Genomic DNA, 23,114 nt, shown 5'->3' with positions numbered 1-23,114 from the left:
TTTCAGCCCGATTTCTCAAAACAGCGCTTTGTGGCGATCAACTCGATCTATAACGCTGTTGCAATAAGCCCCGATTCTGTCGGCTCGGCAAGCTATTTATGGTAAACAGAACCTTAACGAAGCCACTGGTTTCTCAAGACAAACGCGCTGCCGAAGGAACAATTCCCTAGCGAAACAAGCGTTTGTGAGCGCAGATCCTTCTCGAAGCCTACGGCCAAGAATCTTGGGAATTCGACACGCTACAGGCCGGCGAAGCCGCTCTCACTGCTCAAAAGTGAGCGAATCACCTTTCCCGACGCTTAGGATCACTGCGCTAGCCCAACCTCCTGTGGAGCATCACTGCATAGACTTGGCGCGGCCCGACTAATGCGACGGCGGAGCTGATGTCGGTTAATTCGTTTACTTCCAGCAGTTATTCGGCGTTCAGATCATGGTTGCATTTACGGAGTACTGTTCCGCAATGCAGGGATGACGACCGGGGATTTCGATCGCGGCAGATATTGCACGCTATAGGTTCCCGCATACTTGCTGAAGCCGAAGCGGCCCTTGCCTGGAGATGCGTGACAGCACGACACGAATCTGTTTCTTCAGAAGCGATGCATTTTGGAAGACGCTAATGGACACTGTAGACAACGACCAACATTTGATCGCCGTTATGCGGCGTTATTTCACTATTAAGGAATAACTCGCCGTCTTGAAGGCGTCGCTAGAGGAGAAGCGTAAAGCAGCGGGAATGGGAGTCGGCGAATTTTATCATGTTCGTAGCAACAGCGAACATTCGGGAGATGTGATCCGGACCGTAACCCTGAAAAAGGAGTTGGACTCTCTGATGAGGCTCGCCGAAGGTTGGGCGAGAGGAGAAATCATCCGCCTCGACACGTCAGTCGACTGAGCCGCCGACCGGCCAATTCGCACAAGCCACCTTCTTTGTAGGGAAGGTAAATCCGACGCGAAATTCAAAATGCAGCACAGGGTCATGGCTGTTTTTCCAGCGCTTCCTATATTACATCCTTCCGTCGGCGTGGGCCCTCGGAGACTACAACTGGAGAGAGCCGACAATGGCGACTGGCACTGTAAAATGGTTCAATGCGACGAAGGGTTTCGGCTTTATCCAGCCGGATGACGGCAGCACGGATGTGTTCGTTCATATTTCCGCGGTGGAGCGGGCCGGCTTGCGCGGTTTGAATGACGGCCAGAAGATCACCTACGAGCTGGTGAAGGATCGCAAGTCCGGCAAGATGTCGGCGGACAACCTCCAGGCCTGAGCCTGATTGCGATGCGACCGTCGGAGGGCCGGGTTTGCCGGCCTGCTCTGTTTTTAGATCGAGGTATGCGACATCGGTGCAATTGCGCGGCTTGAATTTGCTGCAGCGCAACACTACCTTCTGGCTACCGTAGCGATTTACCTCCTCCCGAGCCGCTTCGGTCCGACGGACAGCACTCCTCCTCCCAAGCTGTCAGTCCTTATCGAAGCCCGGCGCACCTCCCCCTGCGCCGAGCTTTTTTGTTGCGCAAGCAAACGATCGCCGCAGGGCAGGGCGCCTGGAACCGATGTCAGCGATCAGTCGTGCGATTAACGGCAAGGGCATGCAGCTCGATGCTTTGACGGCGGCTAGCCGGTTTCTCTTGGCCGCGCAGTTGCACGGATCGCTCTATACCATCTACCTCGGGTTTTCGCTTCCATTTGGGAGGTCGGGGCCATCACCAAGCGTATCAGCGCCGCTATCCACGCTGTCTCACCTGACGGGCGGCCTCTATCGATGCCATGGTTGACCTTGCGGGCCTGGTCGAGTCTCGTGAATTCGGAACCGTCCCGGCCTTCGTGCACGAGGCCTTCAGGAAGATCCGGAGAGGGGAGGGCCAGCAGGCGGAAGAACCCGCTGCCGCGACCGAGGATGAAAGTGCCGAGCTGAAACTACGGAGTGATGGCGATTACCGTCGCCTAGCGCTGCAGATTCTCAATAGCCAAGCCTGGAAGACTCTGCCGGCGAGCAGCGGCAGGAAAAAGAACCGCGTGATCGGCCGTCTGATGAACCGTGCCCTCAGCGGCGGATGAGACCAAACCGGTGCGCCTCGTCCAGCAGATCCCGGACGGAGGAGGGTTGCCATTTTTTGCCGCCTCGCGCCGGCCGTTCTCCCATCTGGTCCAGTTGAGCGGCAATGTCGCGAAGCGACAGATCGGGATCGGCAATGGCGATCGCCGCCACCAGCTTCATCAGATGGTCTTCAGGAGCGCGGCGAGGGGAGCGGGCCAAGAGTTCTCTTTCTGCAAGCTTTTCGCGGACCAGGCGATGAACGGCGCGACGAAGGCGCTCGACGGTCCAGTCGTGGCCGCGGCGATTGAGCACCCGCACGACATTGTCCCAACTATGCTGGGGCCGGAGTTGCCGCACCGTCGGCAGCCACGTCTGCGCGGACGCAATGAGCTCATCGAGATAGAGTTTCTCGCGTGCGTCTGAGACTGCCTTGATTGCCTCCGGTCGTCGTTCTCGCAGGCCGGGGTTTCCAGGAAGCTTGCCGCGCGCCTTCGCTGCCTTAATGCCGGCCTTGGTGCGCTCGGCGATCAGCGCCCTCTCGAGCTGCGCGACCGCACCGAGAACCTGGAGGGAAAACATGCCCTGTGGAGTCGAGGTGTCGATCGGATCGCGGATCGATCGAAAATGAACGCCGCGTTGCTCGAGGTCCTCGATCACGGCCAAGAGATGGCTCACCGATCGAGCCAACCGATCGAGGCGGACGACCACAAGGACGTCACCCGGGGCCAACTCGCCGAGCAGCCGCGTTAAGACTGGTCGGGCGCGTGATGCCCCGGAGCCGTGCTCCTGGTAGATCCGATCACAGCCGGCGGCCCGCAGCTCGTCCATCTGGGCATCGTGGACCTGGTCGTCCGTTGTCGAAATTGCCCATAACCACTCTGCTGCGGCCGATTTCGGACGCGGCTGTGGCTTTTACTTCCCGATTTCAATTGAAGCGCTAAGCTAAAACTCCCGCACACAGTTTTGACCTAACGATTTCATGCCGGGTGAGGGGAGGGGCCTGTTAAAGCCCTGACGCCTTTGTCAGATTGGTGCGGAAGCGGTCGCGCCGCCGCTGATATTTACGCGTCATCTCCGCCGAGGCGTGGCCCAGCTGTTTCTGAACGTACCGTTCCTCAATGTCGGCCGAGGAGGCAAGCCCGGCGCGCAGAGAGTGGCCTGAGAACAGCGACGCCCTTTCCCCTTCCGGAAGATCGGAGCGGACGCCGGCGGCGAGTGCGGTCTGCTTGACCAGACGGGCGACATGCTTGTCGGACAGCCGCTCGACGTCGACCGTCTTGTTGTCCTTGAAGATGCGGCGGAAGAGGGGCCCGCGGGCAATCCGGCCGAAGCGGATCCAGCTCTCGAGGGCCGCCACCGGGCAGGTGTCGCTGGAGGCGCCGCGGCCGACCTCGACCTCGCGCCATCCGGTCTTGCCGCGCAGCGTCACCAGGACGCCTTGGTCGGGAAAAATCTCGATCCAGCCATGGCCGTCGCTCTTGTCGTCGCGGACGATATCGAGACCGACGATTTCAGAGCGCCGCAGGCCGCCGGCGAAGCCCAGGAGCAGGATGGCCCTGTCGCGCAGGCCCCTGAGATCATGGCCGAGGGTGTTGACCATCGCCTTGATGTCTTCGCCAAGCACGGCCTCCTTCTGTCGCGGTGGCTTGGCGTGCTTGCGGCGGATGCCGGCGAGCACCGTGGCAATATGCCGGTCGGAGCGATCCATCGGCATGCCGCGCTGGGTAAAATTCCAGGCAAGGCCGGAAAGGCGGCGCTCGATCGTGGCGACCGAGAGGGTAGGGGCGGTGCGCTTCGGCTTGCCGGCAGCGGTGTCAACGACGCTGCCCGAGGCACAGGCGCCGATATAGAGGCCGATCACCTGGCTTGACGGCGGCGTGGGCTCAAAACCTTCGCGGCGGCACCAGGCGGTAAAATGCCGCCAGTCCTTGGCATAGGCGTCGCGGGTGTTTTCGGAACTGGCGGCATTGGCATAGGCTGTGGCGGTCTTGACCAGGGCTTCCAGCCGCGCCGGGACACGGGCTGCCGGCTGCGGAGCGGGGACTGAATCACCGATTTCGCTGCCGATATCGACGCCGTCGGGGAGGTCGCCGTCGTCGATTTTGGGCGTGTTTGCCGGGGGATTTTCCATGGTTCGGGAGCCTATCACGATATGTCCGGTAATGGAAGGTTATCGGACGTAATTAGTTGGCGACAGGTTGTGCGGTTCGTGGTGATATTTCTGGCATAAACCGCACGTCCGATTTATGCTGCGTCCCATGGATTCGCCCGTCAGTACAGCTTCGATGCCCCTTGCCTGGATGCCCCGGCTGCCAGGCTGGACGCTGCCGCGCGGTCGCGATCCCTCCGAAGCGGACGCCGCCTTTGCCGCCGGTATCGCCCTGAAATCGCTCGACGATCTCGTTCGCACCGACCCGGTCTGGGCCGGCTGTTGGCGCTCCCGCCAGGCCTTGAAAAGCGCCGCGGCGGCTGTTCGGCTTGTCGGCCGCGGCGAGACCGAAGCAGACTTGCGCGACGCCGTACTACTCACCGCGCCGGGTGATGATTGCGGCCCTGCTGGAAAAGTGTTTTGGGCCTACAAGCGATTGGCTCTGCGCAAACCCGATCTGTCCTCAATCGGCGTGGCCGGTCTGGCGGATCTGTTTGGCCTGGTCTGGAATGACCGGCTTGCGGGTGCGGTCGACCACATCGATGCCGCGCTGCAGTCCGGCCGCGCCGCGCCGTTGGCCGCGGCGGAACTGGTGACAGCGGTTGTCGCCGATCGGCCGGATGCCGAGCCGCTCGCCTGGGCGCTGGCTGACCTGCTGGTCGCAACGATGCTGGAATGGCAGCTCGCCGTACCATTGCTGATGGCCGAGCGCTATGGTCCGGCCTTCAAGACGATTGGCGGGCGAGGGCGGGTCCGGCCCGGTGAGCCGGGTTTTTCGCGTGCGGTGTGCCTGGCCATGGTCGAGGGCACGACGTCTGCACTGTGTTCCGCCACCGTCATTGCTCGCCGCGCCGACACTCTTCTGACGTCGGCGACAAAGCTGCGCACCAAGGGCGCCGAGACCGTTATCCGGAAACTGCTTGAGGAGGACGCGCTGTCGCCGTCGGCGCCCGGTACTCCTCTCTCCCGCTGGGCGAGCGCCCGGCTGTTCGAGCGACTGGAAGGTTTGGGCGCAGTGCGCGAACTGTCCGGCCGATCCTCCTTCCGGATATTTGGATTGTGAGGCGGCCGGTATGAGCGCGACGACGCAGCCACGCCGCAACACCAAAAAGATTCCCCAGGACGATGTCCTGTTTGATCGAGAGCTCGAGGATCTGCCGCCGGAGCTGCGCTGGCGCGAATGGATGCTGCGGGTCGAGGCCGTCATCTTCGCCTCCGTCGAACCGGTCAGCCGCGAGATGTTGGTGCGGGCCGTCGGAAAAGACTGCAGTGTCGACCTGCTCATCGACGACCTCATCGAAGAACTGCGCGACCGGCCTTATGAACTGGTGTCTGTCGCCGGTGGCTGGCAGCATCGAACGCGTTCGCGTTACGCGGACGCGATCCGGGCCTCGAATGCTCCGACGCGCGGCGCGACAACAATGTTGTCGGAGTTCGAGGCGATGGTGCTGATGGCGGTGGGATATTTCCAGCCGGTCACGCGTGCCGACCTCAGCAAGATTTTTGGCAAGGAGGTCAGCCGCGACACGATCGCTAGTCTGCGCGACGCCGGCTTCATTGCCTCCGGACCGCGCAGCCCGACGCCAGGCGCGCCGTATACCTATGTGACGACCAAGCATTTTCTGTCGGCGTTCGGCCTGGAGACGCTGCGCGACCTGCCGGATATCGAGGCGCTCGAGGACGCGGGTTTGTTCAGTCGGCGAGACCAGACATCCGGCTCACAGGCGGACCCGGAATTTTTGGAGGAAGAACAAAGTGAGCGATAATCCCGTCGTGGAGCAAGCGTGGTCGAAAGATCCGAGGGAACTGTGCGATATGGAAAACCCAGACAATGAAACTGGCGCGCTATCGTTCCCTAATTCCGACGGATCGAAGTAGCCAGGCTTCGGCTATATTTTGAGGTTGGCGCTTGCAGTCATGACCAGCTCGAACAACTTTTCTCCGTCATGAATGCCCTGCTGGTAGAGGTTCACGATCAACGCCGCGACGACGTCAGCCTTTTCATGTTCCCGCTTGATTTCTAGCGCAGCCAGAACGGCATCAAACGCGACTTGACAGGTCCCAAGCGCTTCGGAGCCTAAAGGGATGTCCCGTTCGTGAACGAACCTGGCGATCACGGCAACCTCCAAACTCTTCGACAATACGAACAGCGATCGAAATTATGTCTTCCTGTCGCTGTCCCTTGCGACTCGCCCGAACGCAAGTCGTTCTCGAAAGCGGGACCGCACATCCTGATCGGGATGTGCCGGGCAGCACTATAACAGACATTTCACCCGCCGTGCATCCTTTTGAAATTGAAGAAGATTGTTAGAACGCGACGGTTCGGATCGTCGGGATTGGCCATTGCGCCAAACAGGCAAAGAACCCGCCACCATATGGTGGCGGGAAATCTGTCTGGGAGGATCGCGCCGAGAACTAAGGCAAAAAGGGCGACGTTCAGTCTAGTGTAAGTGGCTTAGGGTACTTGAAAACGTTACTTCCGGCCTCCGGTTCCGCGGCAAATTCTTGAAATTTAATAGCTGAAAATTACATCATTTTCAGTCGGCAAATCCAAAAGAGGAGGCAGGAAAGGAATGATCCGCAGGTATCTCAGCAAGCGTGATTTGGCTCTAGATTCAGTTGATTTGGACACCTGTCAACGCGCCTTTGATGCCATTTTGCTGAAAAGGAACATCGAGCGCGAAAGTGAAGAAGGCGAGCTAGTGGCAGCAATGATCATCGAACTTTTCAGGGAAGGAGTTCATGATGAGCAACAGCTCGTCGATCTCGTCGGCATTAACGATCGCCATCGCCCTGCTACGGGGTAGCGCACCAAACGGCGGCACGCATATGGTCGGTTGATTTGCAAATGGCGCAGTGGAGAGACGCTCTCAACTCTTTGGGCTGTTCGTGACGGCTTGCCGATTGCGATACAATATAACGCAACGCGATTGGCGCTGATTGTGGATGCTTGGATGACCGGGTTGCCAAGGGCAGAGCTCGGCTATGGTACGCAAGCCGACAGCAGGTATCCAGACGTTCCCGCGCGTAAGACCGCCAAAAATTATCACGTTGTTGTCCACCGCTCATATCGAACCGTCAATTGTGAGCCGGAGCGAAGGTCCGGCGCCTGCATTGTTCATTCCGATCCACGGAATGGCAGAAGGTTCTCCGTAAGCATTTGCGAACGTTATCCTTATGGCTCCTGCGAACAAGGAACCATGCTTCGATTGCTCAGTTAGGAATTGATCTAGCGATTCCTACTGGAGAGCCGAAATGAACATTCAATCTGATGATCCAAGCCCTGCGGATCTGACGTCTCGAGATGCAGACGATCGCCCAGGCATAGGAGCGGGGACGAGCCAGAAACCGAATACGGACGGTTCGGAAGAAGCAATCCGGCAGAATTTACAGGAGCTACGGCAGTTTACCGATGAGCAAACAGAGAAAGCGAAAACCGCCGTCAGCGACGCGGCCGCAGATAAGAAGAATCTTGCTGCACGCCAACTCGACGGTATCGCATCGGCATTCGAAAAAATCGGAGCCGAACTCGAACGATCGAACCAACAGGCCGTCGGCCGATACACCAAGCAAATTGGCGGTTCCCTTCAGAATTTCGCGCACGACATGGAGGGTCGTGATCTTGGGGAAATCGCGGGCATGGTTGAAGACTTCGGGCGGAGGCAGCCGCTTGCCTTTCTCGGCATAGCGGCGATTGCCGGCCTGACAGCCAGCCGGCTGCTCACGGCCTCAGCCCACCGTCGGAACAGCCCGACGGATTCCCGGACCTCGACTCCTTCAATGCCTGCAGGTGTCGAGCCCCTCAAAAACGGGTAGTACCAGAAGGATCGCGACAATGGCAAATCATTGGGATGACCGCTCTCTGACCGAACTCATGGCCGGCCTAGTGACCGATATAACCGGGCTCTTTCGCAAGGAAATCGACCTGGCGAAGGCGGAGGCATCGGAGAATCTGAACCGCGCGCTGGGAGGCATCGAAACCCTGCTCATTGGCGTCATATTCGCAATCGGTGCCATCGGCGTGTTGTTGGCCGCGGCCGTCAAAGGCCTAGCCGCTTTTCTCGTCGCACGGAACATAGCTGAGCCGAATGCCGACACGCTTTCGGCGCTTATTGTCGGCGTCATCGTCGCGGGCCTTGCCTGGGCAATGGTAGCGCGCGGGATTTCCACGCTGCGTGGCAGCAACCTAAAGCTGGATAGAACGGCGACGTCGCTGCGGCGGGACGTGGACGTCGTAAAGGAGAGAGTGCAATGAACGACAATTCTCACTCCCACTCGGCTGCCGAGCTGCAGCGAGAGATCGAGGCGGATCGGCAGAGGATCGAGGAAAAGCTCCATGCCATCGAGGAGCGCATGTCCCCCGGCCAACTCGTAGACGAACTGCTCGATTACGCGAGGGAGAGCGGCGGCGCTGAATATGTCAATAATCTCGGCAAGGCGGTTAGGACCAACCCTATTCCCGTCACTTTGCTGGGGGTGAGCCTCGCCTGGCTGTTCGCCAATCCTGGCGCCCGCACCGAGCGGCGTGACGCCGAGGAGGAATACCCTCTGGCGATCGTGACGGGCGCCATAAGACGTATGGGTCCCATAGAGGTAAGCTTTGGCGAACGGTATAGCAACTTCACGGATGAAGGGGGTAATCGTTTCAGGGCGATGACGGACGCCGCCGGCCGACGGGCCGGCCACTTTGTCGACCAGAGCGGGAAAGCTTATCGCGGTTTTACCGACGCGACCGGCAAACAGATCCAAGACATTCGTGACGAGGCCGGCGCGTTGTTCGATGAGGCTTCCGGTTGGGCGTCTGACACTTGGCGACAGATCAACACCTCTGCCGACCGGCTGACGGGGTCGATTGCGCAAGCCGGAAGTTCTATTGCTGGCAGTGTTCAAGGTGCAGCGCAATCGTTTGAAAATCAAAGCAGGCAGCTTAGCGAAGCTATTCTCAGGCGTTTTCGCGATCAGCCGCTCGTCGGCGGTGCGCTCGCATTTGCAGTCGGCGCAGCGATTGGAGCGGCGCTACCTTATACGGAGTTCGAGGACAATGCCGTGGGCGAAGTTTCTGAGCAGCTACGCAGGGATATCACCTCAAGGACGACTGAAGCGGCCAGCGAAGCAATCGGAACTGCACGAGAGGTCCTAGACAAGGTGGGAGACACCAGCGCAAAATACGATCCCGCGTAAATTGGGGTGTCAAAAAGCAAAAGAGTGGGCTTCTCCCCCACGACTGTTTGTTTCGTACCGCAGCAGTATTACCTGCTAGCGATGAGTTCAGCCGTTTCGCTAGGCGGCTGACCTGCCCGACGTGGCCCGTCGAAGGGCTGATAGCTATTGTCCTCTCGACGATAGGACGACGTATAGCGGCTTGCACACCAATCGGCTGGTTGTGCAGATATCGATGATCCGGCCCCGGCGCCTTCGTCCATAGAAAAAGCGGCCCACGGATCTACCTGCGGAAAAGCTCATGTTCATAGAGTTCTTGTTTCAAGCTCGGCGACGGAGCAACTGAGTTTCAGATGGTAGAGATCCGTCAGATCGAGCTTGTCCCATGGCACGATATGGCCGCTTGGCCGCTCCTTGAAGCCGAAGGGACGCAGGATGGCATGACCGATCGTGGTTGCCGATAATCTTTCGAACAATCCAAGAGCGCCCAGGTGATATTCGACAACGACGAAATCTTCTCCATCGGCTGCCGCCTTGATTTCCTCCAATCGCCCGACCGGCCGATCATTTGTGTCGTGAACCTGCATTCCAAGCAGGAGTTCCAGGTGGATCTCCGTCACGACAGTCCTCCCGGAATGTAGCGAAGGATATGTTGCCTCAGCCATTCCTGCGATTGTTCGAGCGGCGTTTCGCTTTTGTCGACATCGGCTTCGATATCGACGCCGACATCCGTGATTTTTGACCATGGGATCCGATAGGGATGCTGACCTTCGACCGCTCGCGATGTCGTGGCAAAGGCGAGCATCCAACGATTCAGCCGTTGGCTCAGCCTTCGGATCCGCATCGAGGTCCCCATTTCGATGAAGGCAACCTTGGGCTGGCTGCCATTTTCTGCGGTGAGCACGATCCCGTCGACTTTTCCGATACGAGTCTGCCGACGGTCGACGACCTGCTTATCCAGAACATCGCGAACAAGATACATGTCAGGCTCCGAGGATTTCCAGGGGTGTGGTTACAATCGAAAGTACGAATGCCATCGCGACGATGAAGACGACGGCAGCGTTGCCGACCCACCCATTTCTGTGTTCTCCCACGTAAATCGGGTCGTTCATCAAGATGAGGAAAGGAACCACGCCGAACGGCAGGCTGATGGCGGTGATCGCCATCGAGAAGATGGTGAGTTTCAGCGGATCGATGCCGACGGCTATCGGGATCATGGCAATCAGAAGCGAAGCCGTATAGACGAGGCAGAATGCCGGGTTATCTTTCGGTTTTGCGTCTTCCGACCAATTCCACCCGAAGCCCTGCGCAACCTGATAGGCCTGCGCAAGGCCCACTTCGAGGGTCGCGCCCAAGCAGGTGATCCCGAGTGACGTTGCAAAGAGATAAAGCCCCCATTTTCCGAAGGCGGGAGTGAGGATCATGGCAATCTGCTCATATCCTTCGATGTCTTCGATCCCTCCAGCGGGATAGATCATCGCAGCCAGTATCATGATGGCGGCGGTGATAATCGCGCCGAAGCTCATGCCGATGATTGCGATCGCGCGGTTGGCGCCGAAGTAGCTCTTGTCCCACTTATCTTCGATGGCGCCCGAAGAATAGAAGTAGAGGAGATAGGGAGAGATGAGGGCGCCCAATATTCCGACGACGATGAAGCTATAGTGCAGCGGATCTTCGCGGGGCAATGTCGGCACCATGCCTTTCGCGACTTCGTCCCATGGTGGCCTCATGACGAAGACTGCAACGACGAATGACAGAGCTATCAGCCCCAAAGACGATATGCCGTTCTCAATCAGGCCGAATGTGCCTCGCCAGAGCAACAGCCAGACAGCAAATGTCACCGGCAACGACCACCATTGAAATTTCACGCCGGTCAGAAACTGCAGTGCAAGCGATACGCCCCCGATTTCGGCGGCAAGAACGAGAAGATTGACGATAAATGCTATGGCTACCGTCAGAAGAAAAATGTTGGAGCCGAAGCGGGCTCGAATTCCGTCGGCGATCGTATAATGGCTCGCAATTGCGAACCGCCCCGACATTTCGACGAGGAAAATCACGCAGATCGTCCCGAGCACGATGGCCCACAGAGGGGTGAATCCATAAGCCGCCCCCGCCTGACTTGCCGTTGCGATATTCCCCGTTTCAAGAAAGCCGCCGATGCTCGTGACGACACCAAGCGATATCTGCAGCAGCTTTTTCATTGTGCTGTTCCGGCGCTTGCTTTCAACTCAGCTTCGACGCCTCGCAAATCTTCGAGATGCTGCGAAACCGTACCTATTCGGTCATTGACGATGTCGTCATGCGTGGCACCGATAATCGTGTTCAACCGGCCAGCCAGTGTGGTCAAGTCCTGGGGAGAGGTCGGAAGTTCCTTCGACAGGCTGCCGATCTCCTTTCCGCATCGCTCCATGGTGAGTGCTGTAAAGCTGTTCGAGACAAGCATTTTTGCTCGTCCGTCCAGGGCCATGTCCGCCGTCGCAGTCCAGGAGAGCAACGCACGAATTTGGCGTTTGGTCTGCTGTTCATCCGAGCAAGCGGTCATGCTCACAAGCAGCAGGGCGATGATGAAAAGCTTCAACACAGTGGCCTCACGGAATGCCCAAGCTCGATCTCCGTAATATAATCGAATGGCGGCTGTAGGGTTCCCGATGCCAAGTGCTTAAGCCTCTCGATCCGTGAGAATTCAAGCCCTGTGGCCTACGGAGGGATCGATGAAGAAACGTGATGCCGATGAAGATTCAGGGATCTCCGTGTCCTTTCGGAACCGTGAGTTCTGGACCTGCGCGGGCAGTTCATCCTCGCGCGCGACGGCCCTGGAATTCTGACGAAATCTTCGAAGGCTAGGAACCAATCGGCACCAGACGCTTTGCTCAAATAGGTGCGAATTGAATGTTTGAACGACGGCCCACTCGTCACAACAGAGTTCAGCGGCAGCAGAGAACAAATGTCGAGATCGGATGATCCTGGCAACAACGATGCGGCCGACATCTGCAAGGACGCGAGGGGCCAATATCGCCGGCTCGTTAAGAAAAGCCGCAACAACGGTGTCGCCAGCGCCAAACCGAAGGTCATTACTGGATCGGCCGACGCAACGGTGAACAAGAGGCCGCCTGCCGAGAAGAAACCGGCAAAGGACTGGGATCTGAACTACGATCCCGCGGATATGAACGAAGGCAAATATCGAGGCTAAATCGCTATTTATTTCGAGCGGGAACCTGAGACAGGGATGTTGGTTTGATAGGTGGATCGCGTAGATTTAGTCCCTTCCTGCCAGCCCTGTTGCCACCTGCGCGGTCCACCCTCTTCCTTTTACGGGGTCGTACTTCGCGCTGAAACCATGCGCACCATATCCGCGCGCATGGACGACGCGTTCGGGAATGCGCTCGTGATCGAAATGGAATAGTTTTTCGCTTAAATGAGAGTCTTCGATAAGAGCAGGACCACGTGCCCCGACCCGCAGGCTGTTCTGATCATCGGCAACTGGACCGCCCTGAGCAGTCGTCAAGACCGGTTGCCAATGTTCCGCAAATTGATGAAGTTCGCCTCCTTCATCTCGAAAAAGTTTTTGGTCATGAACTGTGGCGACAGCACGTCCGGCGGCCTTAGAGGTCCTCTTGGCCATGGTGTTATCCCGTAAGGTAATATGTGAAGCAGCTACGTGGAAAAGCCGCTCGTCGAGCGGCTTTTTGTGAGACCTGCGTTGGTCTCAGGCGGCCTTGCCTTTAGGATTGGCCGCGGACTGCGCAAGTTGCGTCAGCTTTTTGTCCGTGGCCTCTTCTTCAACCAGGCTCGCTTGCAGGAGCGGCACGGCGTCCTTGAGGCCAAGCTGCTTGGCCCATGCGATCAATGTGCCGTAGCGCGCGATCTCATAATGTTCGACCGCCTGTGCCGAAGAGATGAGCCCAGCGTCGAGAGCCTTCGTGCCCTTATACTCTTCCATGATCTCTTCACCTTCGGCGATGATGCCCTGGATCGCTTCGCAGGTTTTGCCGCGGGCTGGCTTGCCCAAAAGTTCGAACACTTGATCAAGGCGTTCGATCTGGGCCTGCGTCTCGTCACGATGCTTCATGAATCCTGCCTTGCCTTCCTCGAGCTGGGCGGCCCGGGCCATTTTCGGCAAAGCCTTCAGGATTTGTTTTTCGGCAAAATAGATGTCCTTAACGGTATCAAGGAATAAGTCGTTCAGCGTCTTCTCTGTAGCCATTAGATCCTCCTGGCGCCTGATTGCGTCGTCACCGAACATGGAAAGCACCTGAATGTTCCGGGAGGTGTCTCGGGTCAGAGCGTTGCAAGCTGTTGGCAGAGGGCGCTCGCATGTGACGGAGCGCCTTCGGTTGGCGTCAAACTGTGCGGCGGTCCGTGACCAGCAGGTCTTCCTCCTCGTCGCGTTGCTTTCCACCGAGAGCGGCGGCCGCCGCGGCGATGAACGCCCCGATCACAAGCGAGAGCGATCCAAGGAGCGCTGTTGTTGCAGCCGCCTTCCTTGCCTTGTCGGTGGCGGCCTGAACGGCGACCTTGGCATCATTGATCTGCTTCAGGACGGTATCGACCCGAGCACGGGCATCTGTTTCGGACAGGCCCGTCCGTGCGGAAACGATGCCGGCAATATATGCCTTATCGCCATCCGGAATTCCTCCATTTGCAGCACCTTGAAGCAGGATGCGGGAAACTTCTGTGGCCGCCGCTCCGTCGTCGTTGCGCGCCCGGTCGCCTGCGCGTTGTGGCCGAAGCAATGCATCGGTAAAGTAGGCGGTAGAGAGGTCCGCGCCCTCCTTCGAAGCGGCCGTCGTCGCACCCACGACACCGGCGGTACTAGCGACGCTGCCGACGGCACTCGCGCCGGTACCGGCAAGCGATGTCAGCGACGATGCCAGGAATCCGGCAACGAACACGGTGGCCAAGGCCCAACTGAGGAAACCGTGCGCGGTGTCGCGAAAGAATACCTCGTCCGTATGGACTGCTGTCCATTTCGTGCGCAGCCGTCCAGTCAAATAGCCGCCGAGAGCGGAGGACAGCCATTGGACGACCACGAGCCAGATCGCCGCTGTCGCGCCAATAGTGGCTGCGGAACTACTCTCGCCGGACCACGGCGATACCATTGTCAGACCCAATCCCGATCCGAGTAGAAGGAGGATGAGCGTGACACCCGTCGCCGCAACGGCGCCGCCAATAATCGGCCCCCAGGCGAGGGCGGACCTGGAGGATTCGATTGGTAGGATATCCGTCGACGTATCTTCGCGTGGAGACATGACAGCCTCCTAACGCATGAACAGAACAAGTAGGATGACGATCGGCAACGGTATGCCGAGAAGCCAGAGTAGGATGCCGCGACCCATTTGAAAAACCTCCACAAAGATTTGCGGAAATCCCAACTCTGAGGGTTGTGTTTTGTTCCTGCACCCTTTGGCGGTGACCTGTAATCGTCATCAGGCTGGAGTGAACATGATGAGCGTAGCACCGCCGCCGAAGCGCCGGTTTTTCAATGTCGCGGCCTTCATCGAGAGACCCACCGGCAAGCCGTACGGGCTCATCAATCTTTAGCGGCGGCCTCGGCTGAGGCCATTGCCATCGGCGGTCATCGCCGACCGGGAACAGAAGAGCTTGTCGTTGGTTCTTTGTGGGAATTGAGGATCTTCATCATGGCTACGCAACCGAGAAACGAACCACCGAAAACATCCGGCAAACCTGCAGCAGGCGGATGGGGTTCAGCAAAGTCGGTGAGTAGGATCCTTCTTCGGGAGCATATCCCGATATCAGGCCCATCCCTGTTGGCGCATCAGAACAAGCCCGACGGTTACATGTGCGTCAGTTGCGCGTGGGGCAAGCCTGCCAAGCCCCATCCGTTGGAGTTCTGCGAAAACGGCGCCAAGGCCACCAGTTGGGAAGTCACAAACCGGCGGGCGGATCGGGCGTTCTTCGCGGCACATACGCTCGCCGAGCTGGAAACCTGGCCTGACCATGATCTCGAAGAACAGGGACGATTGACGCATCCCATGCGTTGGGATGCCGAAAAGGACAAATATGTACCCGTCATTTGGCAGGACGCTTTCGAAGAGATCGGCCGTGAATTGAGAGCGCTATCCCCTGAGCAGGTCGATTTCTACACCTCCGGTCGCGCATCGCTCGAAACGGCTTATATGTACCAATTGTTCGCCCGCTTATTCGGCAGCAACCATCTGCCGGATTCATCGAACATGTGCCATGAAGGCTCATCCGCGGCATTGCCGGAAAGCATTGGCGCTTCAATCGGCACGGCGATCCTGTCCGATTTCCAAAATTGCGACTGCATCTTCTATCTTGGACAGAACGTTGGCACGTCCTCGCCAAGAATGCTTCACGACCTGCAAGATGCCGTCAACAGGGGCGCCAAGATCGTCACCTTCAATCCACTTCGCGAGCCTGGATTGGAGCGCTTCGTCAATCCCCAGATGCCCGGTCAGATGCTCACGGGCAAGGAAACGCTGATCTCGTCGGAATATTATCAAGTCAGGAATGGCGGTGATATCGCGGCACTTTTCGGCGTCTGCAAGGCACTGATCGAGGCCGACGATGCGCTCAAGGCATCCGGGACCAGCAAGGTTACGGGAACCGATGCGATCCCGGACGATCCTTCCGATGCAGGAACGGTAGCCTTTGCCGCAGCGATGGCCGCTGCCGACAAGAAACATGTCCTCGATCACGATTTCATCCAGCAGCATACAGCGGGTTTCGAGGAATTCGCTGCTGCTGCGCGAAACCATGATTGGGCGGAATTGGAGCGTGTCTCCGGCCTGACGCGGGCACAGATGCAGCAAGCCGCTTCGACATATGCCAACTCGAATGCAGTTTTGCTGGTGTATGGCATGGGCCTTACGCAGCACCTCATGGGCGTTCAGAATGTGCAGATGGTCGTCAATCTTGCGCTTCTACGCGGGAATATCGGCAAGCCCGGCGCCAACATCTGCGCGGTACGCGGCCACTCGAATGTTCAGGGCCAGCGCACGGTAGGCATCACCGAAAAGCCGGGCCTCGTGCCATTGGACAAGCTGGCCGCCCTTTATCAATTCGAGCCGCCGGAGTGGATCGGCCACACGACGGTCGAGACCTGCAAAGCGATCCTCAACGGCGAGACGCGGGCGTTTATCGGTCTCGGCGGAAATTTTCTGCGGGCTATCCCGGAAACTGCCGCGATGGAAAATGCGTGGCGAAACCTCCGCCTGACCGTCCAGATTGCCACCAAGCTCAATCGCAGCCACGTTATTCACGGCGAAATCGCCTATGTCCTGCCATGCCTCGGTCGCATCGAGATCGATGAACAGGCGAGCGGACCGCAGGCCGTCTCGGTGGAAAGCTCGGTCGCGCATTTTCATGGTTCGCGCGGAAGAGCCCGGCCGGCCAGTCCGGAACTGCTTTCGGAACCGGCGATCATCGCCGGCATGGCAAAAGCGACGCTGATCAAGGGGGTCGTGCCATGGGATCGCTGGGTTGCCGACTATTCAAAGATTCGCGACGCCATCGAACAAACCTACCCGGAGACGTTCAAGGACTTCAACAAGCGCATGTTCCAACCAGGCGGCATTCCAAGACCGCTGCCGGCGCGGGAGCGCAAGTGGGTCACCCGCAACGGCAAGGCCAATTTCATCACCCCCGACCGCCTGTTTCCGGAGTTTTCTCTCGGCGCTCAAGGTGACGATGTCCTTCATCTCGCCACGTTGCGTTCGAACGACCAGTTCAATACGACGATTTATGGTTTTAGCGACCGCTATCGCGGTGTCGAGGGAACGAGGCGGGTGGTCTTCGTCAATGCAGCCGACATTGCGCGCCTCGGTTTCCGTAATGGCGAAGTCGTCGATCTGATGACGGCGATCGATGAAGAGACGGAGCGCAGGGTTTCAGGCTTCACCATCGTCGCCTATGACATTCCGGAAGGATGTTGCGGCGCCTATTATCCGGAGGCCAATCCACTGTTTCCATTGGATCATCATGACGCCAAGTCGAAGACTCCGTCCTACAAGCTGTTGCCGGTGCACCTTATGCGTTCCGGCACCGTGCCCGCGAATTGAAGCCTGCACAGGTTGGAACATCGAACATGGCGTGGGTGGTCAGCAGAGAATTCCTGGATCGCGCGTTCCCGATCGCCGCCTTTCTGGTGGCCCTCGGCGCGGCCGCCTTGATCGGCGGTGCGCGTGAAGCACGGCAATATCGAACGGATCCTCCTGTCGGAGCCGCGTTGGACGAGCTGCGACTGATGCCGAACGGTATCGGCGGTGCTCCGCCGGAGATCTACTTCGCCCTCGGCAAGCCTTACGAGAAAACTGCTTACGACCTCAGCCAGGGCAAACGGCTCTATTCCTGGTTCGGCTGTGGGGCGTGTCACGGGGACGGACGCGGTGCGGCCGGTCCCTCTTTCCTGGATGGCTGGTGGCTCTATGGTCCGGAAATGGTGTCGATCGCGGCCTCTATCCGCGATGGCCGCCCACACGGAATGCCGCCTTTTCGCGACAAGATGACGATCGATGAGATCTGGCAGCTCGCGGGCTATGTCCACACGATCGGCGCATATAAAGCGAAGAGCACTGCGCCCAGTCGCAATGACGACAAGCATACGCGCCCGGCGGAAAACCGCGCGCCGGCGGCAATCCTGTTCGAAGAAGGCCCTGCCGGGATGAACGCCGCGCAGGGGCCGTCGCCTTGAAAGCGGGTGTTGCCGTTTTCCTGCTTTTGTCGGCAATCCTGATTGCAGGATGTAACGGCGCACAGTCGGCCTTGAATGCCGAGGGTGCCGCGGCCGTTCAGCTCAAGCATTTGATCATCGCGATCGTGATCGTCTGCTCGGCGGTGTGGGCGCTGGTCATGATCGTTCTGATCCTGGCATTGCTGCGATCGAGGACGCAGCGGGAACGTCCAAGCTCCGAGAGCGAGCGGCGGATGGGAAAGTTAGTAGCGGCGGCGGTGGCGGCGACCGTGCTCATCATCGCCGGCCTGACGATCGCGAGCTTCTATGCAACCCGCGGTCTCGGCGCGGCTCAGGATGCCGGCATCACGATCAAAGTGCGCGGCCAGCAATGGTGGTGGCAATTCATCTACAACGATGCCGATCCGGCCAAGTCATTCCAGACAGCCAATGAGATGCATATTCCCGTCGACGTGGATATTCGCATTGAGCTCGAAAGCATAGATGTCATTCATTCCTTCTGGGTGCCGAGCCTTGCCGGCAAGCGCGACCTCATTCCCGGCCGACAGAACACCATAAGCATTCGAGCGGATCGCCCCGGCGTCTATCGCGGTCAATGCGCGGAATTCTGCGGACTTCAGCACAGTCACATGGCGCTGTTCGTCATCGCCGAGAACATGCCCGACTATCAACGCTGGGCTGCTTCACAGCGCGGCATTAGCGTAGCGCCGTCGGACCCCGAGGCGATTGCCGGCAAGGCTCTCTTCATGCGCAAGCCCTGCGCCGCCTGTCACACTATACGGGGTACGGACGCATCGGGGACGACAGGGCCGGACTTGACCCATGTCGGTAGCCGCAAAACGATTGCGGCGGGCCTGCTCGACAATACGCGCGGCTCGCTCGCCGCATGGATCGCCGATCCGCAGACGCTGAAACCCGGAAATAACATGCCGATGGTTCCGCTCTCCAGCGACGAACTGCGGCAGCTTTCTGCCTATATGGCAAGCCTCAGATGACGAAGGATGGCCAACCAACTCAAACGACGGATTCAACGCTTGGCGACGACGAGCTCGAACGGCGGCTGGCACAGACCTGGATGACGCCGGCCGGCGTCTGGGGCGCCCTCACCACTGTCGATCACAAGATCATCGGCCGCCGCTACATCACTACCGCATTCGTCTTTCTCGCGATGGGCGGGCTCCTGGCGCTGGCGATGCGCCTGCAACTGGCACAGCCGGAAGCGCGTTTTATTGGTCCGGATCGCTACAATCAGATCTTCACGATGCATGGTGCGAATATGATGTTCTTATTTGCCGTGCCGGTTATGGAAGCCATGGCGGTTTATCTGGTGCCGCTCATGGTTGGCACCCGCAATATCGCCTTTCCGCGCTTGAATGCCTTTTCCTATTGGATGTTTCTGTCAGGCGGCTTGCTGTTGTGGACCTCGTTCGCTCTGGATACTGCGCCCGACGTCGGATGGTTTGCATACGTGCCCCTATCCGGCCCGCAATATGGCGCCGGCAAGCGCGCCGATATCTGGGCGCAGATGATCACTTTCACGGAAGTTTCGGCATTGGCCGTTGCGGTGGAACTTGTCGTCACCGTCTTCAAGCAGCGTGCGCCCGGCATGTCGCTGGACCGCATCCCGCTGTTCGTCTGGTCGATGGTCGTCACGGCCTTCCTCGTCATCATGGCCATGCCGGCGATCATGCTCGCCAGCTCATCGCTCATCCTGGACCGGCTGGTCGAAACGCAGTTTTTCAATCCCGCCGAAGGCGGTGACGTACTGCTGTGGCAACATCTGTTCTGGTTCTTCGGGCATCCGGAAGTCTACATCATCTTCCTGCCGGCGGTCGGCATGGTATCGACGATAATAGCGACTTTTTCGCGCCGCCCCGTATTTGGGTATCTGCCGCTGGTGATGGCGCTAATCGCCACAGGAATCCTGGCTTTCGGCCTCTGGGTGCATCATATGTTCGTCGTTGGGCTGCCGCGCCTTGGCGAGAGCTTCTTCACCGCCTCCAGCATGGCGATCGCCATTCCCGCCGGGGTGCAGATATTTTGCTGGCTGGCGACGCTGTGGGGTGGGCAACCCGTGTTCAAGACGCCGATACTGTTTGTCCTCGGCTTCATCGTGACCTTCGTCATCGGCGGACTGACCGGCGTCATGGTTGCCTCAGTGCCGTTCGACACCCAGGTGCACGACACCTATTTCGTCGTGGCGCATTTCCATTACGTCCTGGTCGGCGGCGCGGTCTTCCCCTTGCTAGGCGCCATCTATTATTGGTTTCCCAAGATGACCGGCCGGATGATGAGCGAGACGCTCGGCCGCTGGTCCTTCGGGCTGATCTTCGCCGGTTTCAACCTGACCTTCTTCCCAATGCATATTCTGGGCCTCGAAGGCATGCCGCGGCGCATCTATACCTATCAGCCGGAAATGCCTTGGGCCGGCATGAATATGTTCGTCAGCCTGAGCGCCGCCATCCTCGCGCTGGGGTTCCTCGTCTTTTTCATCGATGTCATCCGCAGCGCTCGATCGGGTCCGATCGCAGGCGATAATCCATGGGGCGCGTCGACGCTCGAATGGGCAATGCCGTCGCCGCCACCTTGCTTCAACTTCCGCCGCATTCCGGTGGTCGGCGATCGCGACCCGTTGTGGACGCAGCCCGACGAGCTTGCGGTTGCGACCGGGCTGCGCACCGACCGGCGTGAATTGATCGTCAGCAGCGTTGTTGAGGCACAGCCGGAAGCCAACGAGTCTTCGCCGCGAAATTCGATCTGGCCGCTATGGGCGGCTCTTGCCACCACGGTGACGCTGATTTGGTCGATCTTCTCGCCATGGGCTGTCGTATGGGGATCAATTCCCATCGGCATCACGTTAACCGGCTGGTTCTGGCCCAAACAGACGCCGGAGGACGAATCGTGAAGGAACGCATCGTACTCGACGTTTCGAAGTTGCCGCCCCATGGTATGGGTACGGCAAGCCCGACTTGGTGGGGAACCTGCGCCTTCATGCTCATTGAAGGTTCCGGCTTCGCTTTGGCCATCGCAGTCTATTTCTATCTGATGAGCATCGCGCCGCAATGGCCTACCAATGCGCCCGCGCCCGGCCTTATACCCGGAACGTCTCTGACGGTCATATTATTGGCGAGTGTCGTGCCGAATGTCCTCTTGTCCCGCTGGGCGCGGCAAAGAGATCTGCGCAAGGTGCGGATCGGGCTCGTCGTCATGTCGGTGCTGGGGGCAATACCCCTGGTCTTGCGCGCTTTCGAATTCGCCGTCCTCCACGTGCGCTGGGATGACAATGCCTATGGCTCGATCATATGGACCATGCTGGGGCTCCATACGACCCACATCATCACGGACCTCATCGATACGCTGGTGCTGACTTGCCTGATGTTTACAGGGCATGCCGACAACCCGCGCCGCTTCGGCGATGTCGAGGATAATGCGATGTACTGGAACTTTGTCGTAGTGGCTTGGATTCCCCTCTATGCATGCATTTACTGGGTGCCACGCCTATGATGACCGCAGCGGCAAAATATGGCGGATTGATTTTTGCTCCCGTCGTCTGGGCCATCAATACCCAGCTCGGCCAAATCCTCCCCTATGTCGATTGCAGCCATCGTATGCACTGGTCGCTTCTCGCATCTTCCGTGGCTGTCCTTCTTGCGCTGGCGAGTACGGTCGTCCCGCAAGCCGGCTCGAGGCCGAAGGAGGCGCGAACGGGGCTGTTCATCCGCCATCTCAGCGTCTTGGTCGGGCTCGTTTTCGCCGTCGCGCTTGTTCTGCAAGGGGGAGCCGCATGGCTCTTGAACGCATGCGAACACTAGGCGCTTTGATATTTCTGCTGATGATGGCGCGGCAGGCGGCAGCGCACGGCGCGGAAGCGCATTTGTTTCATTCGATCTGGACAATCGATCCGTGGATCGGAACGCCGTTAGCGATCATCGCTTTTCTTTATGGCCGGGGTTCCTGGAAATTGTGGCGGCGCGCCGGCAGGAGCCGGCCCGTTATGGCGAAACGCGCCATTTGCTATTGGGCAGGCTGGCTGACGCTTGCGGGCGCACTGCTGTCGCCGCTGCACTGGCTCGGAGAGCAAGTTTTTACCTTTCACATGATCGAGCACGAGATCATCATGGCGGTCTCCGCTCCGATGATTGTCATAGCGCGGCCTGCGGGTTTGTTCCTATGGGGCATGCCGGAACGACTGAGGCGCTGGACGGGCAGGGCCATGCGGCGAGGCACGGTGCGATCAGTCTGGCGCTGGCTGAGCGGCGGAACCAATGCCACTCTGCTGTATGCCGTCGCCATATGGGCTTGGCACGCGCCGGCCCTTTTCGATGCCGCCGTCGACGACGTCGCACTGCATCGTCTGCAGCATCTGAGCTTCTTCGCCACTGCCGTGCTGTTCTGGTGGTCGGTCTTCTGGCGCAGCAATCATGGCGTCGCTGCGTGGCATCTTTTCCTGACCATGCTGCACATGGGCGCGCTCGGCGCCCTGATGGCGCTGGCCCCCCGCGTTCTTTACGTCGAGCAGACGCATGCCGCGGCAGCATGGGGGCTTACGCCGCTGGAGGACCAGCAGCTCGCCGGCATGGTTATGTGGATTCCAGCCGGGACGATATACGCCGGGGCGGCACTCGTAATGGCTGCGCTATGGATCGCCAGCGCGGGCAGGGGAGTGGACCATGTTCACCGCATCCGTCCTTTATAGAAATCGCGGCGCCTGGCTGGGCGCGGTAGCCATTGCATTGCTCTGCGTTCTGATCGGCACGGACATGGCAAAGGACTCGCAGCAGCGGCTACAGGCGGCGCGCCTGCTCACCCAGGGCGGCGATCCTTCCCGCGCACCGCCGATCTTTCGTCGATATGGCTGCACCGGATGTCACCAAATCCCCGGAATCGCGGGTGCGGACGGACAAGTGGGCGGCGCTTTGTCTGGCCTTCAAAAGCGCGTCTATATCGCCGGCGTGATCAACAATACCGGCGACAACCTCGTTCATTGGATCGTATCGCCGCAGATCTTCTCTCCCAATTCGGCGATGCCGAAAACGGGGATTTCGGAAGCGGAGGCGCGCGATCTTGCCGCCTATCTCTACACTCATTAAGCCCT

General features: G+C 59.0%; 27 protein-coding genes and 1 pseudogene. 17 read left to right on the top strand and 11 right to left on the bottom strand.

The window, feature by feature from the left end; genetic code table 11:
* Nucleotides 1-1,058: 1,058 nt before the first annotated feature.
* Together N2601_RS33510 and N2601_RS33505 are read left to right on the top strand one after the other, a co-directional pair.
* Nucleotides 1,059-1,265 (top strand): cold-shock protein, encoded by a 207-nt coding sequence (locus N2601_RS33510; RefSeq protein ID WP_260305974.1) that lies wholly within the window; start codon nucleotides 1,059-1,061, stop codon nucleotides 1,263-1,265.
* A 500-nt stretch (nucleotides 1,266-1,765) separates the two neighbouring features.
* A complete protein-coding gene (locus N2601_RS33505; protein WP_260305973.1) occupies nucleotides 1,766-2,056 on the top strand; it encodes a hypothetical protein in 291 nt (96 codons plus the stop codon).
* Here the strand turns inward: N2601_RS33505 and N2601_RS33500 are convergent.
* Both N2601_RS33500 and N2601_RS33495 read right to left on the bottom strand, forming a co-directional pair.
* The gene (locus N2601_RS33500) at nucleotides 2,043-2,864 is read right to left on the bottom strand and encodes a recombinase family protein (RefSeq protein WP_260305972.1); all 822 of its coding nucleotides are present in this window, start codon (nucleotides 2,862-2,864) and stop codon (nucleotides 2,043-2,045) included. The two genes, N2601_RS33505 and N2601_RS33500, sit on opposite strands and share 14 nt — an antisense overlap.
* Before the next feature lie 175 nt (nucleotides 2,865-3,039).
* Complete coding sequence (locus tag N2601_RS33495) at nucleotides 3,040-4,167, bottom strand: site-specific integrase (protein WP_260305971.1); 1,128 nt, start codon at nucleotides 4,165-4,167, stop codon at nucleotides 3,040-3,042.
* 127 nt (nucleotides 4,168-4,294) lie between these two features.
* Between N2601_RS33495 and N2601_RS33490 the strand changes: the two genes are divergently transcribed.
* Nucleotides 4,295-5,248 carry a DUF1403 family protein gene (locus N2601_RS33490; RefSeq protein WP_260305970.1) on the top strand — a complete coding sequence of 318 codons (954 nt, stop codon included), beginning with the start codon at nucleotides 4,295-4,297 and terminating at the stop codon, nucleotides 5,246-5,248.
* A gap of 10 nt (nucleotides 5,249-5,258) precedes the next feature.
* The gene (gene scpB / locus N2601_RS33485) at nucleotides 5,259-5,951 is read left to right on the top strand and encodes an SMC-Scp complex subunit ScpB (RefSeq protein ID WP_104825289.1); all 693 of its coding nucleotides are present in this window, start codon (nucleotides 5,259-5,261) and stop codon (nucleotides 5,949-5,951) included.
* Between the two features lie 123 nt (nucleotides 5,952-6,074).
* Here the strand turns inward: scpB and N2601_RS33480 are convergent, their stop codons facing one another.
* Nucleotides 6,075-6,302, bottom strand: coding sequence for a hypothetical protein (locus tag N2601_RS33480; RefSeq protein WP_104825527.1), 228 nt, complete (start codon nucleotides 6,300-6,302; stop codon nucleotides 6,075-6,077).
* A gap of 456 nt (nucleotides 6,303-6,758) precedes the next feature.
* Here N2601_RS33480 and N2601_RS33475 point away from each other — a divergent pair, with 456 nt between their 5' ends.
* The 4 genes from N2601_RS33475 to N2601_RS33460 all read left to right on the top strand — a co-directional run bounded on the left by N2601_RS33475 (nucleotide 6,759) and on the right by N2601_RS33460 (nucleotide 9,366).
* The gene (locus N2601_RS33475; RefSeq protein ID WP_104825290.1) at nucleotides 6,759-6,992 is read left to right on the top strand and encodes a hypothetical protein; all 234 of its coding nucleotides are present in this window, start codon (nucleotides 6,759-6,761) and stop codon (nucleotides 6,990-6,992) included.
* 448 nt (nucleotides 6,993-7,440) lie between these two features.
* Nucleotides 7,441-8,001, top strand: coding sequence for a nutrient deprivation-induced protein (locus N2601_RS33470; protein WP_104825291.1), 561 nt, complete (start codon nucleotides 7,441-7,443; stop codon nucleotides 7,999-8,001).
* A gap of 19 nt (nucleotides 8,002-8,020) precedes the next feature.
* The gene (locus tag N2601_RS33465) at nucleotides 8,021-8,440 is read left to right on the top strand and encodes a phage holin family protein (RefSeq protein ID WP_260305969.1); all 420 of its coding nucleotides are present in this window, start codon (nucleotides 8,021-8,023) and stop codon (nucleotides 8,438-8,440) included.
* Nucleotides 8,437-9,366: a DUF3618 domain-containing protein gene (locus N2601_RS33460; RefSeq protein WP_260305968.1), complete on the top strand. Its 930-nt coding sequence runs from the start codon at nucleotides 8,437-8,439 to the stop codon at nucleotides 9,364-9,366. Before N2601_RS33465 ends, N2601_RS33460 begins: the two co-directional genes overlap by 4 nt.
* Nucleotides 9,367-9,434: 68 nt before the next feature.
* Here N2601_RS33460 and N2601_RS33455 read toward each other — a convergent pair whose 3' ends face one another.
* From N2601_RS33455 to N2601_RS33435, 5 genes are read right to left on the bottom strand one after another with little or no spacing between them, the layout of a single operon-like run.
* A complete protein-coding gene (locus tag N2601_RS33455; RefSeq protein WP_104825294.1) occupies nucleotides 9,435-9,608 on the bottom strand; it encodes a BA14K family protein in 174 nt (57 codons plus the stop codon).
* Between the two features lie 42 nt (nucleotides 9,609-9,650).
* Nucleotides 9,651-9,965: a hypothetical protein gene (locus N2601_RS33450; RefSeq protein ID WP_104825295.1), complete on the bottom strand. Its 315-nt coding sequence runs from the start codon at nucleotides 9,963-9,965 to the stop codon at nucleotides 9,651-9,653.
* On the bottom strand, nucleotides 9,962-10,327 hold the full coding sequence (locus N2601_RS33445; protein WP_260305967.1) for a hypothetical protein: 366 nt from the start codon (nucleotides 10,325-10,327) through the stop codon (nucleotides 9,962-9,964). Before N2601_RS33445 ends, N2601_RS33450 begins: the two co-directional genes overlap by 4 nt.
* Before the next feature lies 1 nt (nucleotide 10,328).
* Nucleotides 10,329-11,546, bottom strand: a complete 1,218-nt coding sequence (locus N2601_RS33440) for an Nramp family divalent metal transporter (RefSeq protein WP_260305963.1) — start codon at nucleotides 11,544-11,546, stop codon at nucleotides 10,329-10,331.
* Nucleotides 11,543-11,923, bottom strand: a complete 381-nt coding sequence (locus tag N2601_RS33435) for a hypothetical protein (RefSeq protein ID WP_260305959.1) — start codon at nucleotides 11,921-11,923, stop codon at nucleotides 11,543-11,545. Before N2601_RS33435 ends, N2601_RS33440 begins: the two co-directional genes overlap by 4 nt.
* A gap of 366 nt (nucleotides 11,924-12,289) precedes the next feature.
* Here N2601_RS33435 and N2601_RS33430 point away from each other — a divergent pair, with 366 nt between their 5' ends.
* Complete coding sequence (locus N2601_RS33430; RefSeq protein WP_260305958.1) at nucleotides 12,290-12,535, top strand: hypothetical protein; 246 nt, start codon at nucleotides 12,290-12,292, stop codon at nucleotides 12,533-12,535.
* Between the two features lie 126 nt (nucleotides 12,536-12,661).
* Here the strand turns inward: N2601_RS33430 and N2601_RS33425 are convergent.
* From N2601_RS33425 to N2601_RS33415, 3 genes and pseudogenes are all read right to left on the bottom strand, one after another.
* Nucleotides 12,662-12,967, bottom strand: a pseudogene (locus N2601_RS33425) (catalase); the annotation flags it as partial.
* An 84-nt stretch (nucleotides 12,968-13,051) separates the two neighbouring features.
* Entirely contained in the window at nucleotides 13,052-13,549 is a 498-nt protein-coding gene (locus N2601_RS33420) for a YciE/YciF ferroxidase family protein (protein ID WP_260305957.1), read from the bottom strand.
* A 136-nt stretch (nucleotides 13,550-13,685) separates the two neighbouring features.
* Complete coding sequence (locus tag N2601_RS33415) at nucleotides 13,686-14,594, bottom strand: hypothetical protein (RefSeq protein ID WP_260305956.1); 909 nt, start codon at nucleotides 14,592-14,594, stop codon at nucleotides 13,686-13,688.
* 390 nt (nucleotides 14,595-14,984) lie between these two features.
* On the opposite strand from N2601_RS33415, the gene N2601_RS33410 reads away from it, so the two are divergent.
* From N2601_RS33410 to N2601_RS33375, 8 genes are all read left to right on the top strand, one after another.
* On the top strand, nucleotides 14,985-17,387 hold the full coding sequence (locus N2601_RS33410; protein WP_260305954.1) for an FdhF/YdeP family oxidoreductase: 2,403 nt from the start codon (nucleotides 14,985-14,987) through the stop codon (nucleotides 17,385-17,387).
* A 26-nt stretch (nucleotides 17,388-17,413) separates the two neighbouring features.
* Entirely contained in the window at nucleotides 17,414-18,019 is a 606-nt protein-coding gene (locus N2601_RS33405; protein WP_104825302.1) for a c-type cytochrome, read from the top strand.
* The gene (coxB, locus tag N2601_RS33400) at nucleotides 18,016-19,014 is read left to right on the top strand and encodes a cytochrome c oxidase subunit II (RefSeq protein WP_260305953.1); all 999 of its coding nucleotides are present in this window, start codon (nucleotides 18,016-18,018) and stop codon (nucleotides 19,012-19,014) included. The genes N2601_RS33405 and coxB overlap by 4 nt, the downstream gene beginning before the upstream one ends.
* A complete protein-coding gene (ctaD, locus tag N2601_RS33395) occupies nucleotides 19,011-20,924 on the top strand; it encodes a cytochrome c oxidase subunit I (protein WP_260305952.1) in 1,914 nt (637 codons plus the stop codon). The genes coxB and ctaD overlap by 4 nt, the downstream gene beginning before the upstream one ends.
* Nucleotides 20,921-21,523 carry a cytochrome c oxidase subunit 3 gene (locus tag N2601_RS33390; RefSeq protein ID WP_104825305.1) on the top strand — a complete coding sequence of 201 codons (603 nt, stop codon included), beginning with the start codon at nucleotides 20,921-20,923 and terminating at the stop codon, nucleotides 21,521-21,523. Before ctaD ends, N2601_RS33390 begins: the two co-directional genes overlap by 4 nt.
* Nucleotides 21,520-21,831 carry a hypothetical protein gene (locus tag N2601_RS33385; protein ID WP_104825306.1) on the top strand — a complete coding sequence of 104 codons (312 nt, stop codon included), beginning with the start codon at nucleotides 21,520-21,522 and terminating at the stop codon, nucleotides 21,829-21,831. The genes N2601_RS33390 and N2601_RS33385 overlap by 4 nt, the downstream gene beginning before the upstream one ends.
* Nucleotides 21,804-22,715, top strand: a complete 912-nt coding sequence (locus N2601_RS33380) for a cytochrome c oxidase assembly protein (RefSeq protein WP_260305950.1) — start codon at nucleotides 21,804-21,806, stop codon at nucleotides 22,713-22,715. The genes N2601_RS33385 and N2601_RS33380 overlap by 28 nt, the downstream gene beginning before the upstream one ends.
* 64 nt (nucleotides 22,716-22,779) lie before the next feature.
* Nucleotides 22,780-23,109, top strand: coding sequence for a c-type cytochrome (locus tag N2601_RS33375; protein ID WP_445945081.1), 330 nt, complete (start codon nucleotides 22,780-22,782; stop codon nucleotides 23,107-23,109).
* Nucleotides 23,110-23,114 lie beyond the last annotated feature (5 nt).

It is taken from the genome of Rhizobium sp. CB3060, assembly GCF_025200735.1.
Classification (GTDB): domain Bacteria; phylum Pseudomonadota; class Alphaproteobacteria; order Rhizobiales; family Rhizobiaceae; genus Rhizobium.
The sequence above is the reverse complement of the archived record's forward strand: the minus strand, read 5'-3'. Positions and strand labels throughout refer to the sequence as shown.

What these genes read in the sequence shown, in the direction of transcription:
- N2601_RS33465 (WP_260305969.1), top strand. Translation starts at nt 8,021, where the DNA reads ATGGCAAATCATTGGGATGACCGCTCTCTGACCGAACTCATGGCCGGC.
- N2601_RS33415 (WP_260305956.1), bottom strand. Translation starts at nt 14,594, where the DNA reads ATGTCTCCACGCGAAGATACGTCGACGGATATCCTACCAATCGAATCC.
- N2601_RS33490 (WP_260305970.1), top strand. Translation starts at nt 4,295, where the DNA reads ATGGATTCGCCCGTCAGTACAGCTTCGATGCCCCTTGCCTGGATGCCC.
- N2601_RS33495 (WP_260305971.1), bottom strand. Translation starts at nt 4,167, where the DNA reads ATGGAAAATCCCCCGGCAAACACGCCCAAAATCGACGACGGCGACCTC.
- N2601_RS33440 (WP_260305963.1), bottom strand. Translation starts at nt 11,546, where the DNA reads ATGAAAAAGCTGCTGCAGATATCGCTTGGTGTCGTCACGAGCATCGGC.
- scpB (WP_104825289.1), top strand. Translation starts at nt 5,259, where the DNA reads ATGAGCGCGACGACGCAGCCACGCCGCAACACCAAAAAGATTCCCCAG.
- N2601_RS33420 (WP_260305957.1), bottom strand. Translation starts at nt 13,549, where the DNA reads ATGGCTACAGAGAAGACGCTGAACGACTTATTCCTTGATACCGTTAAG.
- N2601_RS33405 (WP_104825302.1), top strand. Translation starts at nt 17,414, where the DNA reads ATGGCGTGGGTGGTCAGCAGAGAATTCCTGGATCGCGCGTTCCCGATC.
- N2601_RS33460 (WP_260305968.1), top strand. Translation starts at nt 8,437, where the DNA reads ATGAACGACAATTCTCACTCCCACTCGGCTGCCGAGCTGCAGCGAGAG.
- N2601_RS33470 (WP_104825291.1), top strand. Translation starts at nt 7,441, where the DNA reads ATGAACATTCAATCTGATGATCCAAGCCCTGCGGATCTGACGTCTCGA.
- N2601_RS33430 (WP_260305958.1), top strand. Translation starts at nt 12,290, where the DNA reads ATGTCGAGATCGGATGATCCTGGCAACAACGATGCGGCCGACATCTGC.
- N2601_RS33505 (WP_260305973.1), top strand. Translation starts at nt 1,766, where the DNA reads ATGGTTGACCTTGCGGGCCTGGTCGAGTCTCGTGAATTCGGAACCGTC.
- N2601_RS33510 (WP_260305974.1), top strand. Translation starts at nt 1,059, where the DNA reads ATGGCGACTGGCACTGTAAAATGGTTCAATGCGACGAAGGGTTTCGGC.
- ctaD (WP_260305952.1), top strand. Translation starts at nt 19,011, where the DNA reads ATGACGAAGGATGGCCAACCAACTCAAACGACGGATTCAACGCTTGGC.
- N2601_RS33500 (WP_260305972.1), bottom strand. Translation starts at nt 2,864, where the DNA reads ATGGACGAGCTGCGGGCCGCCGGCTGTGATCGGATCTACCAGGAGCAC.
- N2601_RS33380 (WP_260305950.1), top strand. Translation starts at nt 21,804, where the DNA reads ATGGCTCTTGAACGCATGCGAACACTAGGCGCTTTGATATTTCTGCTG.
- N2601_RS33385 (WP_104825306.1), top strand. Translation starts at nt 21,520, where the DNA reads ATGATGACCGCAGCGGCAAAATATGGCGGATTGATTTTTGCTCCCGTC.
- N2601_RS33455 (WP_104825294.1), bottom strand. Translation starts at nt 9,608, where the DNA reads ATGGACGAAGGCGCCGGGGCCGGATCATCGATATCTGCACAACCAGCC.
- N2601_RS33375 (WP_445945081.1), top strand. Translation starts at nt 22,780, where the DNA reads ATGGCAAAGGACTCGCAGCAGCGGCTACAGGCGGCGCGCCTGCTCACC.
- N2601_RS33410 (WP_260305954.1), top strand. Translation starts at nt 14,985, where the DNA reads ATGGCTACGCAACCGAGAAACGAACCACCGAAAACATCCGGCAAACCT.
- N2601_RS33445 (WP_260305967.1), bottom strand. Translation starts at nt 10,327, where the DNA reads ATGTATCTTGTTCGCGATGTTCTGGATAAGCAGGTCGTCGACCGTCGG.
- N2601_RS33475 (WP_104825290.1), top strand. Translation starts at nt 6,759, where the DNA reads ATGATCCGCAGGTATCTCAGCAAGCGTGATTTGGCTCTAGATTCAGTT.